This is a genomic window from Streptomyces chiangmaiensis (assembly GCF_036281785.1).
Lineage (GTDB): Bacteria > Actinomycetota > Actinomycetes > Streptomycetales > Streptomycetaceae > Streptomyces > Streptomyces chiangmaiensis.
The window spans coordinates 20,953-33,661 of record NZ_JAYWVC010000022.1 but is presented as its reverse complement, the minus strand read 5'-3'; the positions used below and the strand labels follow the sequence as shown (position 1 = coordinate 33,661).

14 protein-coding genes and 1 pseudogene are annotated in these 12,709 nt (G+C 70.7%); 7 read left to right on the top strand and 8 right to left on the bottom strand.

Annotated features, from left to right (window positions below; genetic code table 11):
* Positions 1 to 225: 225 nt before the first annotated feature.
* Positions 226 to 699 (bottom strand): GNAT family N-acetyltransferase, encoded by a 474-nt coding sequence (locus VXC91_RS10150; protein ID WP_329506755.1) that lies wholly within the window; start codon positions 697 to 699, stop codon positions 226 to 228.
* 1 nt (position 700) lies between these two features.
* On the bottom strand, positions 701 to 1,474 hold the full coding sequence (locus VXC91_RS10145; protein WP_329506754.1) for an IclR family transcriptional regulator: 774 nt from the start codon (positions 1,472 to 1,474) through the stop codon (positions 701 to 703).
* Between the two features lie 133 nt (positions 1,475 to 1,607).
* Here VXC91_RS10145 and VXC91_RS10140 point away from each other — a divergent pair, with 133 nt between their 5' ends.
* The 5 genes from VXC91_RS10140 (at position 1,608) to VXC91_RS10120 (ending at position 6,360) form a co-directional block, all read left to right on the top strand.
* Positions 1,608 to 3,137, top strand: a complete 1,530-nt coding sequence (locus tag VXC91_RS10140; RefSeq protein WP_329506753.1) for an aldehyde dehydrogenase (NADP(+)) — start codon at positions 1,608 to 1,610, stop codon at positions 3,135 to 3,137.
* Positions 3,138 to 3,251: 114 nt separating this feature from the next.
* Complete coding sequence (locus tag VXC91_RS10135; protein WP_329506752.1) at positions 3,252 to 3,860, top strand: DUF1349 domain-containing protein; 609 nt, start codon at positions 3,252 to 3,254, stop codon at positions 3,858 to 3,860.
* Between the two features lie 58 nt (positions 3,861 to 3,918).
* Complete coding sequence (locus VXC91_RS10130; RefSeq protein WP_329506750.1) at positions 3,919 to 4,422, top strand: GNAT family N-acetyltransferase; 504 nt, start codon at positions 3,919 to 3,921, stop codon at positions 4,420 to 4,422.
* Positions 4,423 to 4,496: 74 nt separating this feature from the next.
* The gene (locus VXC91_RS10125) at positions 4,497 to 5,213 is read left to right on the top strand and encodes a DsbA family oxidoreductase (RefSeq protein ID WP_329506748.1); all 717 of its coding nucleotides are present in this window, start codon (positions 4,497 to 4,499) and stop codon (positions 5,211 to 5,213) included.
* A 61-nt stretch (positions 5,214 to 5,274) separates the two neighbouring features.
* On the top strand, positions 5,275 to 6,360 hold the full coding sequence (locus VXC91_RS10120; RefSeq protein ID WP_329506747.1) for an aminotransferase class V-fold PLP-dependent enzyme: 1,086 nt from the start codon (positions 5,275 to 5,277) through the stop codon (positions 6,358 to 6,360).
* 59 nt (positions 6,361 to 6,419) lie between these two features.
* Here VXC91_RS10120 and thpD read toward each other — a convergent pair whose 3' ends face one another.
* From thpD to VXC91_RS10090, 6 genes and pseudogenes are all read right to left on the bottom strand, one after another.
* Positions 6,420 to 7,310 (bottom strand): ectoine hydroxylase, encoded by an 891-nt coding sequence (thpD, locus tag VXC91_RS10115; RefSeq protein ID WP_408057360.1) that lies wholly within the window; start codon positions 7,308 to 7,310, stop codon positions 6,420 to 6,422.
* A gap of 5 nt (positions 7,311 to 7,315) precedes the next feature.
* On the bottom strand, positions 7,316 to 7,714 hold the full coding sequence (locus VXC91_RS10110) for an ectoine synthase (protein WP_329506745.1): 399 nt from the start codon (positions 7,712 to 7,714) through the stop codon (positions 7,316 to 7,318).
* 30 nt (positions 7,715 to 7,744) lie between these two features.
* Positions 7,745 to 9,016 (bottom strand): diaminobutyrate--2-oxoglutarate transaminase, encoded by a 1,272-nt coding sequence (gene ectB, locus VXC91_RS10105; protein ID WP_329506743.1) that lies wholly within the window; start codon positions 9,014 to 9,016, stop codon positions 7,745 to 7,747.
* 48 nt (positions 9,017 to 9,064) lie between these two features.
* A complete protein-coding gene (gene ectA / locus VXC91_RS10100; RefSeq protein WP_329506741.1) occupies positions 9,065 to 9,607 on the bottom strand; it encodes a diaminobutyrate acetyltransferase in 543 nt (180 codons plus the stop codon).
* A gap of 328 nt (positions 9,608 to 9,935) precedes the next feature.
* Positions 9,936 to 10,163 (bottom strand): annotated as a pseudogene (locus tag VXC91_RS10095) (hypothetical protein); the annotation flags it as partial.
* 8 nt (positions 10,164 to 10,171) lie between these two features.
* Positions 10,172 to 10,366 carry a hypothetical protein gene (locus VXC91_RS10090; RefSeq protein WP_329506792.1) on the bottom strand — a complete coding sequence of 65 codons (195 nt, stop codon included), beginning with the start codon at positions 10,364 to 10,366 and terminating at the stop codon, positions 10,172 to 10,174.
* A gap of 100 nt (positions 10,367 to 10,466) precedes the next feature.
* Between VXC91_RS10090 and VXC91_RS10080 the strand changes: the two genes are divergently transcribed.
* Positions 10,467 to 11,558 (top strand): amidohydrolase family protein, encoded by a 1,092-nt coding sequence (locus VXC91_RS10080; RefSeq protein ID WP_329506740.1) that lies wholly within the window; start codon positions 10,467 to 10,469, stop codon positions 11,556 to 11,558.
* A 199-nt stretch (positions 11,559 to 11,757) separates the two neighbouring features.
* The gene (locus VXC91_RS10075; protein WP_329506739.1) at positions 11,758 to 12,687 is read left to right on the top strand and encodes an SCO1860 family LAETG-anchored protein; all 930 of its coding nucleotides are present in this window, start codon (positions 11,758 to 11,760) and stop codon (positions 12,685 to 12,687) included.
* Positions 12,688 to 12,709: the final 22 nt, after the last annotated feature.

The following is a 12,709-nucleotide window of genomic DNA, read 5'->3' as shown; positions in this document are numbered from 1 at the left end:
ACCCCGCCGGGGTCGTCCCCACCAGCCCTGGTGCTGCGACCGGACAGGTTCACCGGCAAACCTTTCGGGGCCGAACTTCTCGGCCATCGCCCCGACCTTGTCCTGGCCGAGGTCGACGGCCATCTTGCCGAAGACGTTGTTGCAGGAGCAGCGCAGCAGGCGGGACGGGCCGGGGCGGCGGTCCGGGCTCGTCGCCGTGTCGTGACGGACAGGACGGTCAAGCGTTCAGGCCATCAGGACGAGAACGACCTCGTCGATCTCCTCGCCCCGGGCGTGGGCGAAGCCCCTCGCCCGGGCCGTCTGGTCGAATCCGCACTTCTCGAGCACGCGGCGCGAGCCCGCGTTGTCCGCGGCGGCCCGGGCGTACAACGGGCGCTCCGGGATCTCCTCCAGCAGGATCCGCAGTGCGGCCGTCGCAATGCCCCGGCCCCAGTAGGCGCGGTCGATCCAGTACGTGACCTCGCGTTCGCCCGGCTCGCCGTACACCGCGGCGCTGCCCACCACGTCGCCGTCCACCAGCACGGTGCGGGCGTCGACCCCGGGCGAGGCGCGCAGCCGTGCCCAGCGGGCGTCGAAGCCGGCCCGGTCGGCCGGGTCCTCGGGGGTGAACGCGGCCATCCGCAGTGCCACGGGGTCGTTCATGTGACGGAAGAAGACGGGCAGGTCGCTGTCGTGGACCTCGCGCAGGACGACCTCCACGTCACAGCCTCCGGGTCGCGAGGGTCAGCCGGTCCCGCGCGTCGAACAGCGCGTCCTTGATCATCTGCTCGTGCGCCGGGGTCAGCCGGGCGACCGGGACCGAGCAGCTGATCGCGTCACGGGCCGGGGTGCGGTACGGGATGGCGATCCCGAAGCAGCGCAGGCCGAGTGTGTTCTCCTCGCGGTCGACGGCGAAGCCCTGCTCGCGGACCTGGTGCAGCTCCTCGATGAGCTTCTCCCGGTCGGTGATGGTGTGCTCCGTCAGCGCCGGCAGCGTCTCGGGCAGCATCTTGCGGACCTGCTCGTCGGTGTACGTGCTCAGCAGCGCCTTGCCGAGCGATGTGGAATGCGCGGGCAGCCGGCGGCCGACGCGGGTGAACGGCCGCAGGTAGTGCTGCGACTGGCGGGTCGCGAGGTAGACGACGTTCGTGCCGTCCAGGCGCGCCAGGTGGATCGTCTCCGTCGTGTCGTCCGACAGCCGGTCCAGGGTGGGGCGGGCCGCCGCCACCACCTCGTCGCCGTCGATGTACGAGGTGCCGACCAGCAGTGCCCGCACCCCGATGCCGTACCGCGTGCCCGTCGCGTCGGTCTCCACCCAGCCCAGCTCCACGAGCGTGCGCAGCAGCATGTAGAGACTGGACTTGGGGTAGCCCACCTCCTCCTGCACGGCGGCCAGGGAGTGCATACCGGGGCGGCCGGCGAAATACTCGAGCAGCTCAACGGTCCGCACCGCGGACTTGACCTGCGCCCCGCCGCCTGTCTCGCCTGCCGACATCGCCCTTGACCCCTTCGTTCGACGGGAAATAGTCTCCGAGCAGCTTATTCATCATCAGAGACAGTGTTCAGTATATCGAACATCCCTGGTCGATGAGGTACGAACTGCGGCAAGACATCTGGAGGGACCCGCGGTGGCAGCAGCACCAGTCTGGAGTGTCGACCCCCGAACCGGGAAGCAGCGCGAACAGGTTGCGGTGGAGGCCACGGCCCAGGAGGTGGACTCCGCCGTCCGCGCGGCCCACTCCGCCCGCGGATCCCTCGCCGACCGCACGGTCCGCTCGGCCTTCCTGCGCACCGCCGCCGATCAGTTGGCGGCCGCCGGGGAGCAGCTCGTCGAGGCGGCCGACGCGGAGACCGCGCTCGGCCCGGTCCGGCTCATGGGCGAACTCGCCCGGACCTGCTACCAGCTGCGCGCCTTCGCGGACATCGTCGACGAGGGCGCGTTCCTCGACGTCGTGATCAACCATCCGGACGACACCGCGACCCCGCCGATCCCGGACCTGCGCCGCTACAAGATCCCGCTCGGCGTCGTCGCCGTGTACTCGGCCTCCAACTTCCCCTTCGCCTTCTCGGTGGCGGGCGGCGACACCGCGAGCGCGCTCGCCGCGGGCTGCCCCGTCGTCGTCAAGGCCCACCCCGACCACCCGGCGCTCTCCGAACTGGTGGCGGCGACGCTGCGCCGGGCCGCCGGGTTGCACGACATCCCCAAGGGCGTCATCGGCCTCGTGCACGGCTTCGAGGCGGGCATCGAGCTGATCAAGCACCCGCTGGTCGCAGCTGCCGGGTTCACCGGCTCCGTACGTGGCGGCCGCGCGCTCTTCGACGCGGCGGCGGCCCGTTCCGTGCCGATCCCCTTCCACGGCGAACTGGGCTCGCTCAACCCGGTGGTCGTCACCGAGGCCGCCGCCGCCGAGCGTGCCGAGGCGATCGGAGCCGGGCTCGCGGGCTCCATGACGCTGGGCGTGGGCCAGTTCTGCGTCAAGCCGGGTTTTGTCCTGGCGCCCGCGGGCGCGGCCGGTGACCGCCTGGTGAAGTCCCTGACCGACGCCGTCAGCGACACCGAGGCGGGGGTCCTGCTCGACCACCGCATGCGCGAGAACTTCATCGCCGGAGTGGCCGAGCGCGCCGCCCTCCCCGACGTGGAGTCACCGGTCACGGCCGGCGCGTGCGGTGAGCACACCGTCAGCGGCGGCTTCCTCACCGTCCCGGCCGAGCGGCTCACCGGCGAGGGGCAGTACGACCTCCTGCTGGAGGAGTGCTTCGGCCCGCTCACGGTCGTCGCACGGTACGAGGACGAGGACCAGGTCAAGCGCGTCCTTGACCGGCTTCCCGGCAACCTCACCGCGACGGTGCACCTGTCGACGGAGGAGGCGGCGGGCGAGGGCCGCGGCCCGGAGATCCTCGCGGAGCTGACCCCGCTCGCCGGACGCGTCCTCGTCAACGGCTGGCCGACGGGTGTGGCGGTGGCGCCCGCGCAGCACCACGGCGGCCCCTACCCGGCGACGACGTCCACCTCCACGTCGGTCGGCGGGACGGCCATCGAACGCTGGCTGCGGCCCGTGGTGTACCAGGGCGCTCCCGAGGCGCTCCTCCCGCCGGAGTTGCGGGACGACAACCCGCTCGGGCTGCCGCGGCGCTTCGACGGGCGCCTGGAGAGGTGACCGTCCCGCGGGCCGCGGCGCAGCACGCCCGCTGCGTTGCGGCCCGCGGGTGCTTTTGTGAGGGATCGTATGGTTCCCCGCGCCCCGTCGGATCGTGCCTGAGAGACTTCGTCAATGGACGTTGAACTTCCCGAACTCCCGTTCTCCCTGCGTACGTACGGGCCCGACGGCCATTGGTCGTACGAGGACGGGGTGCTCACCGGCTGGGCGGGTGCCCGGCAGGATCGATTCGTTCCGCCCGCCGGCGAGGCTCTGGAGCCGGCCTCGGACGCGCCCCGGCTGCTCGGCGCGCCCGAGGGCGACTTCCAGCTGATCGCCCGGGTCACCGTCGGCTTCAACGCGTCCTTCGACGCCGGCGTGCTCTACGTCCATGTCGGCGAACGGGCCTGGGCCAAGCTCTGCCTGGAGTACTCGCCGGACGTGCCCACCGTCTGCACCGTGGTTACGCATGGCCACTCCGACGACGCGAACTCCTTCACCGTGGAGGGAAGTTCGGTGTGGCTCCGGGTCAGTCGAACGGGCCGGGCCTTCGCCTTCCACGCCTCCCGCGACGGCAAGCGCTGGACGTTCGTGCGCCTGTTCACCCTGGGCGACGAGAAGGAGACGGGGGCGGCGCTGGTGGGCTTCATGACCCAGTCGCCCCTGGGGGAGGGGTGCGTGGTGACGTACGACGGCATCGAATACCGTCCGCAGTGGCCGCAGGACCTGAGGGACGGCAGATGAACCGGGCCGTCGTCGGCCGTCGCGGAACCGGCCCGGACGCGTCCACGTCCCTGGTTGCATGATCAGAGACCGTGTGGCCGGGAACCGGGTGATCCGAACCGCTCTGCCCGCCGAGGTGCGAGCCGTCGCCGATCTGCACGCCCGGGCCCGGGCGACCTACTACCCCGATGGGCCGCCGCAGGAAGGCACCGACTGGCTCGCCGCCTGGCGCAGCGCCCTCGAGCGGCCCGACGGGCAGGTGATGTGCGCCGTCGAACAGGGCGTCATCGTCGCCATCGCCTCCTTCCGTACACCGCCCGGCGCATCCGCCGACACGGTGAAGCTCTTCCAGTTCCACGTCGACCCCGCGCACTGGCGCCGGGGTACCGGCTCGGCGCTGCACGCGGCCTGTGTCGAGGAGTGGCAGGCCGACGGCATCCGGGCGGCCGTCCTCGACGTGCACGCGGACAACCGGCGAGCCCAGGCCTTCTATGCCCGCCTCGGATGGGTCCCGGGCCCGGAGAACCGGCCCGCCGAAGGGGACCATCACCTCTTCCTCCGGTACGCGGTTCCCGGGGAATGAAGGGCATCGCTTGAACGTTCGCACCGGTCACGGAGGGGATCTCCGTACCGTACGAGCTGGAGAGAAGCGAAGACATGCGCGTGGAGATCTGGAGCGACATCGCCTGTCCCTGGTGCTACGTGGGCAAGGCCCGCTTCGAGAAGGCGCTCGAGGCCTTTCCGCACCGCGACCAGGTCGAGGTGGTGCACCGCTCCTTCGAGCTGGACCCGCACCGCGCCAAGGACGACGTCCAGCCGGTTCTCACGATGCTCACCAAGAAGTACGGGCTGAGCGAGGCGCAGGCGCAGGCCGGCGAGCACAACCTGGGCGCGCAGGCCGCCGCCGAGGGCCTGGACTACCGCACCTCGGGCCGCGACTCCGGCAACACCTTTGACATGCACCGTCTGCTCCACTTCGCCAAGGAGCAGGGCAGGCAGGACGAGTTGATCCAGATCCTGTACCGGGCGAACTTCGCCGAGGAGCGGTCCCTCTTCGCCGAGGGCGACGAGCGGCTCGTGGAGCTGGCCGTGGAGGCCGGACTCGACGCCGAGGCCACCCGCGCGGTGCTCACCGACCCGGGCGCGTACGCCGACGCCGTGCGCGCGGACGAGCGGGAGGCCGCCGAACTTGGCGCGAACGGGGTGCCGTTCTTCGTTCTGGACCGGAAGTACGGCGTCTCCGGCGCCCAGCCCGCCGGGGTCTTCACGCAGACGCTGACCCAGGCGTGGGGAGAGCGGCCGGCCCTGAAGCTGATCGAGGAGGGCGGCGCGGAAGCCTGTGGCCCGGACGGGTGCGCGGTCCCGCAGCACTGAGAAGCGGCAGCTCGGGGCGGATGTATAAGCGTTCCTTGACGACACCACGTACAAATTGTCGATGGACCATGACTTCATCGGGCCGCACAGTGGTCCCATGGAGACCTTCGAGAGCCTCGTCCGTGCCGAGTTCGCCCCCAGGAACACGTATCTGAACACGGCGGCCATGGGCCTGCTGCCCTCCCGCACTGTGCAGGCACTGCGTACGGCCGTGGAGTCGGTCGCCGCCGGGCAGCCCACCGACATGTTCGCCGACGTGGAAGCCGCTCGCGCCTCGTTCGCCCGGCTGACCCATGTCCCCACCCAGCGGGTGGCGGCCGGGGCCTCGGTCGCCGTCTACAGCGGCCTGATCGCCGCCTCGTTGCCCCAGGGTGCCGAGGTTCTCACCGCCGAGGCCGACTTCAGCTCCGTGGTGAATCCCTTTCATATCCGCGGGGACCTGAAGGTGCGGGCCGTGCCGCTGGAACGCCTCGCCGATTCGGTGCGGCCCGGTACCGCGCTCGTGGCGTTCAGCGCCGCCCAGTCCGCCGACGGACGCGTGGCCGACCTGCCCGCGATCCGGGCCGCCGCGCAGGAGCACGGGGCGCGCACGTACGTGGACGCCTCGCAGGCCGCCGGCTGGCTGGACCTCGACGCGGACGCCCACGACTACGTCGCGGCCGTCGCCTTCAAGTGGCTGTTCTGCCCGCGGGGTGTGGCGTTCCTGGTCGTCCCGGAGGACCTCGGCGGCATCCCCCCGCTGTTCGCCGGCTGGGTCGCGGGGGAACGGCCCTGGGACAGCTGCTACGGCCTCGTCGAGGAACTCGCCCATTCGGCTCGGCGATTCGACGAGAGCCCCGCCCTGCTCTCGTACGCGGGCGCCTGCCGGTCCCTGGAACTGCTCGAGGAACTCGGCGTGGACGCCGTCCGCACACACGACCTCGCCCTCGCCGACCGCTTCCGTGCGGGGCTTCACTCCCTCGGTCACGAGCCGGTCCCTGCGCCGGGTTCGCCGATCGTGTCCGTTCCCGGACTCGGCCACCGGCAGGGCGAGTTGAGCGGCGCGGGGCTCGAGGTCTCCGACCGGGCGGGCAACCTGAGGGCCGCCTTCCACCTGTACAACACGCCCTCGGACGTCGATCGCCTGCTGGACGCGCTGTCCGGGTGAGCGAACCGGGCCGGGGCCTGCTGTTCCGCGCGAGGCCCCGGCCGACGGTCACGGTGCGGTCATCGCACGGGGGTGAAGTTCCGCGCCCCGATGAACTCCGGACGCCGGACCGGCGCCGCGAACGGCTCCACCGCCGCGTTCTCCACGCTGTTGAACACGATGAAGACATTGCTGCGCGGGAACGGCGTGATGTTGTCGCCGGAGCCGTGCATGCAGTTGCAGTCGAACCAGGTCGCGGAGCCGGCCCTGCCGGTGAACAGCCGGATGCCGTACTCGCTCGCCATCGCGGTCAGCGCCTCGTCCGACGGCGTGCCCGCGTCCTGCATCTGCAGCGATTTCTTGTAGTTGTCCTCGGGCGTGGCCCCGGCGCAGCCGAGGAACGTCCGGTGCGACCCCGGCATGATCATGAGGCCGCCGTTGGTGTCGCGGTTCTCGGTCAGCGCGATCGAGACGGACACCGTCCGCATGTTCGGCAGACCGTCCTCGGCGTGCCATGTCTCGAAGTCGGAGTGCCAGTAGAAGCCACTGGCCCCGAACCCCGGCTTGACGTTGATCCGCGACTGGTGGACGTACACGTCCGAGCCGAGGATCTGACGCGCCCGCCCGACGACGCGCTCGTCGCGGACGAGCCCCGCGAACACCTCGCTGATCTTGTGGACCTCGAAGACGGACCGGATCTCCTGGGACTTCGGCTCGACGATCGAGCGTTCGTCGGCGCGGATCTCCGGGGCGGCGACGAGCCGATCCAACTCCCGGCGGTAGACGTCGACCTCGTCCCCGCCCATCAGCTGGTCGATGGCGAGGAAGCCGTCCCGTTCATATGCCTGGAGATCGGCCACGGAGATCGGCCCGGGCGTCCCGGGAGCGCCCCAGACGACCGGGTCCTGACGGGGGACGGACACCTCGGTGGTGCCGCGGCTGGGGTACAGATCGGTGACGGTGGTGGTCACGAGATTCACACCTCCTCGGTGAGCAGCGGGTAGACGCCGTTCTCGTCGTGGTCCTCACGGCCGGTCACGGGCGGGTTGAAGACGCAGATGCAGCGGAAGTCCTCCTTCACCCGCAGCGTGTGCCGCTCGTGCCCGTCCAGGAGGTACATGGTCCCGGGCGTGATGGTGTACGTCTTCCCGCTCTCCTGGTCGGTCAGTTCGGCCGCGCCCTCGACGCAGACGACGGCCTCGATGTGGTTCGCGTACCACATCGACGTCTCCGTGCCTGCGTACAGGATGGTCTCGTGGAGGGAGAAGCCGACCTTTTCCCTGGCCAGGACGATGCGCTTGCTCTCCCAGGTGCCGGACGCCGCCTTGATGTGCCGGTCGGTGCCTTCGATGTCCTTGAACGAACGAACGATCACGGTGGTGCGTGCCTCCTTCTCGGGGTTGTGTCAGACGGTCTCGCGGACGGCGCGGGCGAGGGTGCTGAGGCCCTCGTCCAGCTCGTCGGGGGTGATGGTGAGAGCGGGGAGCAGTTTGACGACCTCGCTCTCGGGGCCCGAGGTCTCCACCAGCAGCCCGAGCTCGAAGGCGCGGCGGGCGACATGTCCGGCGCGTGCCTTGTCGTGGAACTCCAGGCCCCAGACCAGCCCGCGGCCGCGGTACTCCCTGACGTCGGAGAGATTCTCCTCGGTCATCGAGATCAGCTCCTGCTCGATCTGCTCACCGCGCGCCCGGGTCTGCTTCTCCATGGCGGACCCGTCGGTCCAGTAGGTCTCCAGGGCGGCGGTGGCCGTGACGAAGGCCGGGTTGTTGCCCCGGAAGGTGCCGTTGTGCTCGCCCGGCTCCCAGATGTCCAGCTCGGGCTTGAACAGGCACAGCGACATGGGGAGTCCGTAGCCGCTGATGGACTTGGACACGGTGACGATGTCCGGCACGATCCCGGCCTCCTCGAACGAGAAGAAAGCGCCGGTACGGCCGCAGCCCATCTGGATGTCGTCGACGATCAGCAGCATGTCGCGGCGCGCGCACAGATCGGCAAGGCCCCGCAGCCACTTGGCCCGGGCGACGTTGATGCCGCCTTCGCCCTGCACGGTCTCGACGATGACGGCGGCGGGCCGGTTGAGCCCGGATCCCTGGTCCTCCAGGAGCCGCTCGAACCACAGGAAGTCCGGGACCTGGCCGTCCAGGTAGTGATCGAAGGGCATGGGCGTCCCGTGGACGAGCGGTATCCCGGCGCCGGCGCGCTTGAAGGCGTTGCCGGTGACGGCGAGGGAGCCCAGGGACATCCCGTGGAAGGCGTTGGTGAAGGACACGATGGCCTCGCGGCCCTTCACCTTGCGGGCCAGCTTGAGGGCCGACTCGACGGCGTTGGTGCCGGTGGGGCCGGGGAACATCACCTTGTACGGCAGATCCCGCGGTCGCAGGACGAGGTCCTGGAACGTCCGGAGGAAGGAGCGCTTGGCGGTGGTCGACATGTCGAGCCCGTGGGTGACGCCGTCCCGCTCCAGGTAGTCGATCAACGCCCGTTTCAGTACGGGGTTGTTGTGGCCGTAGTTGAGGGAACCGGCGCCGGCGAAGAAGTCGAGGTACTCGTGGCCGTCCTCGTCGTACATGCGGCTGCCCTGCGCGCGGTCGAACACGGTGGGCCAGCCGCGGCAGTAACTGCGCACCTCCGACTCCAGGGTCTCGAAGACGCTGAGGTCGGGCTGGGTGATGGTCACGGCGAAAACGCTCCTCGATGCATGGGTGAGGGGAGAAGTGCGTGGCGGTCAGAAGGCGAGGGGGCCGATGCGGTAGAGAACCTCGGGGTCGTGCGGCCCGTCCGGGAACTGACGGGACTCGAAGAGGACTTCACGCTCCACGCCCGCGCCGTGGCGCCGTGCGTACGACGTGAACAGGCGCTCGGAGGCGGTGTTGCCGGGGGTGATGGTCGTCTCGACCGCGGTCACGGCGTGCTCCTCGGCGGCCCGTGCCGTGACCGAGTCGAGCAGTCGCGCAGCAAGGCCCTGCCCGCGGTGGGCGGAGTCCACGGCCACCTGCCACACCAGGAGGGTGTGCCGGCGGTCGGGCCGGAGGTACGCGGTGACGAACCCGACGGGCCGTCCGTCGGACGCGGTGCGCACCACCGCCGAGGTACCGGCGAAGTCACGGCACCACAGCAGATAGCTGTAGGAGGAGTTCAGGTCGAGGGTTCCGGAGTCCTTGGCGATGCGCCAGAGTGCGGCTCCGTCCGCCACCTCCGGACGGTCGATCCGCAGTCCCTCCGGCATTTCCAGGAATTCCGCTTGCAGGTCTGCTTGTGCGGCGGTCATGCCGATGGAATTTACCCAGGGAAATTTAAAATTGCATCGCCCGAAGGGGTTACAGAAGGATGCCCCATGTGTTATCGCGCGGGCGCGAGAGTTCGGGCGAAAGTCCCGAATACTGTCCGGCTATGCACGAAAAATACCGGACGAAGTGGGTGCGATGTGGAGTCGGTCACATCGCTGCAACCCTCACGAGATCTGCCCGGATTACGCCGGTTGGTGTTCGCGAAATCTTTGCGTTTAGGTCAGGGGAAAGCGGGCAGACGAATATGGGCAGCTGCCCTGAAGGGAATTCGATAATTACGCGGAAGGGGCCCGGAAGGCAATGCCGATTTCAGGCGCCGGTCATCCCGCCGTGGCCTCCGCGACGCGTTCCTGCCTGTCCCCACGCCTGTGTGGCCGCCTGCCGGGCGGCCTCGATGTCCACGGTGGCCCCGAACCCGCCGAGCGCGGCTCCCAGGGCGGCCAGGCTCGCCCGGACGACCTCCACGGTCGCGTCGGCCCCGTAGTGGTTGACCCGGATCATCTCCTTCGCCAGTGCGCCCCCGCCCGCGGTCAACGGGGCGCCGATCACGCACAGGTCCGCGCCCCACGCGTCCGGCAGCACCGGCTCGGCGCCGATCGAGGCGACGGCGTCCAGATGATCACGACGTCCTGCTCGGTGGACAGCAGCCGTGCCACCCGGTCCTCGATCGAGGCGAAGCGGTCGGTGCTCTGCGGGGCGAGATCCAGGAAGGCGCCCCGCGGCACGAGCGGACCCGCCACTTCCGCTCCCGGCTCCCCGACCCCGCGATGGCCGAGGCGGAGGAAGGGAGCTCCGACCGGGTGGGTGGGACCCGGTAGCGGGCGAACTAAGGTGCAGTACATGAGCGATCACGCGGTACTGCACGTGAAGGGTCGGGTGCTCGTCGGATCCGAGGAGATCCGCGACGAGGTGTGGGTGGTCGGCGGCCGGATCTCCTACGACCGCCCCGAGGGCGCCCGTGACATCCGCACCGTCGAGGGCTGGGCCCTGCCCGGCCTCGTCGACGCACACTGCCACGTGGGCCTCGACGCCCACGGCCCGGTGCCCGATGACGTCTCCGAGAAGCAGGCGCTGACCGACCGGGAGACCGGCACCCTGCTGATCCGCGACGCGGGCTCGCCGTCGGACACCCGCTGGATCGACGACCGCGACGACCTCCCGAAGATCATCCGGGCGGGGCGGCACATCGCGCGCACCCGCCGCTACATCCGCAACTACGCCTGGGAGATCGAGCCGGAGGACCTCGTCGCCCTCGTCGCCCAGGAGGCCCGGCGCGGCGACGGCTGGGTCAAGCTGGTCGGCGACTGGATCGACCGGGAGGCCGGGGACCTGACCGTGTGCTGGCCGCGCGAGGCGGTCCAGGCGGCGATCGCGGAGGCGCACCGCCTGGGTGCACGCGTCACCGCGCACTGCTTCGCGGAGGACTCGCTGCGGGACCTGGTCGAGGCGGGCATCGACTGCATCGAGCACGCGACGGGCCTGACCGAGGAGACGATCCCGCTGTTCGCGAAGCGGGGTGTCGCGATCGTGCCCACCCTCGTGAACATCGCGACCTTCCCTAAGCTCGCGGACGGTGGCGAGGCGAAGTTCCCGCGCTGGTCGGATCACATGCGTCGGCTCTACGAGCGGCGCTACGACACCGTGCGATCCGCGTACGACGCCGGCGTCCCGGTGTACGTCGGCACCGACGCGGGCGGCGGGCTCCCGCACGGACTGGTCGCGGCGGAGGTGGCGGAACTGGTGACCGCCGGGATCCCGCCGACGCAGGCGCTGTCGGCGGCCACGTGGGGTGCCCGGCGGTGGCTGGGCCGGCCCGGCCTGGAGGAGGGTGCCGCCGCGGACCTCGTGGTGTACGAGACGGATCCGCGGGCGGACGTACGGGTGCTGGCGGCGCCGCGGCGGGTGGTGCTGAACGGACGCGTGGTCGGGTAGACACCGTCTCCGCGCTCCGGTCACGCCCCCGGTGTGGGGGATGCGGAGGTGGCCCTGGGGAACAGGCGTGCCGCAAGTTTCGAAGATCTTTGCGAGCACGCCACGATGGGGTGAAGTCGCGCAGTGTCGCTGACGCCTCACTCCCGGTGCGAAATTCTTTCCGGGTCCCGAGCTTGTCTCCTGTGGGGGTCCCACCACCATGAACGGCACCACCTTCCGCATGCCCGCACGCCGTCTGGCCACCGTCGCGGTGGCCACCGCACTGGCCGCGGGTCCCACTGCGCTGGCGGGCGCCGGTTCCGCCGGCGCGACCGAGGACCACGGGCGCGCGAGCGCCGTCGTGCTGCGGACCGGACTGGATGTGTCCCTGCTCAACAAGACGGTGAACGTCCCGCTCACGGTCTCCCTCAACGAGGTGCAGGCGCCGAGGAGCGCCGAGCGGACCGCGCTGTCGGCCCGTCTGGAGGGAGTTGCCGGCGGGCGCCCCTTCGACGTCGTGCGGGCGGACGCCGCCACGGCGCGAGCGACGGTGTCCGCGACGGGCGCTGAGGCCTCCACGAACCTCACCCACGCGCGGGTCCATGTGCCCGGGCTGCCGATGCTGTCCCTGATCGAGGTCGACGGCGTCACGTCCAAGGCGGTGTGCGCGGCCGGGAGGAAGCCCGTCGCCACATCGAACCTGCTGGGCGCGGTGACCGTGCTCGGGAGGAAGGTCACGGTGTCGTCGGCCGGACCGACACGCGTGAAGGCGCCCGGAGTCGGCGAGGTACGGCTGGACGTGTCGCCGACCCGGACGACGTCCCGGACGGCGGCGGCGTCGGCGCTGGTGCTCACGGTGTCCGTGAACCCGCTCAACCTGAACGTGGCGGAAGTGACGGGCACGGTGACGCTGGGGAGCGCGACGTGCGAGACACCGGCCCTCGCGGCACACGCCTCCGACGCCCCGGTGGCGTCGGCCACCCCCGCAACGCCACCTGCCGGGGACGTGAAACCGCAGGGCGAGCCGGCGAAGGCCGACCTGGCGGAGACCGGGGGGAGCTCGGCCACGCCCTACGTCGTGGGCGGGGCGGTCGTGCTGCTGGTGACGGGCGCGGTAGCGGTGGGGCTGGCGCGCCGCCGTCGCGGCTGAGGCCCGGGGCGCAATCCCGGGC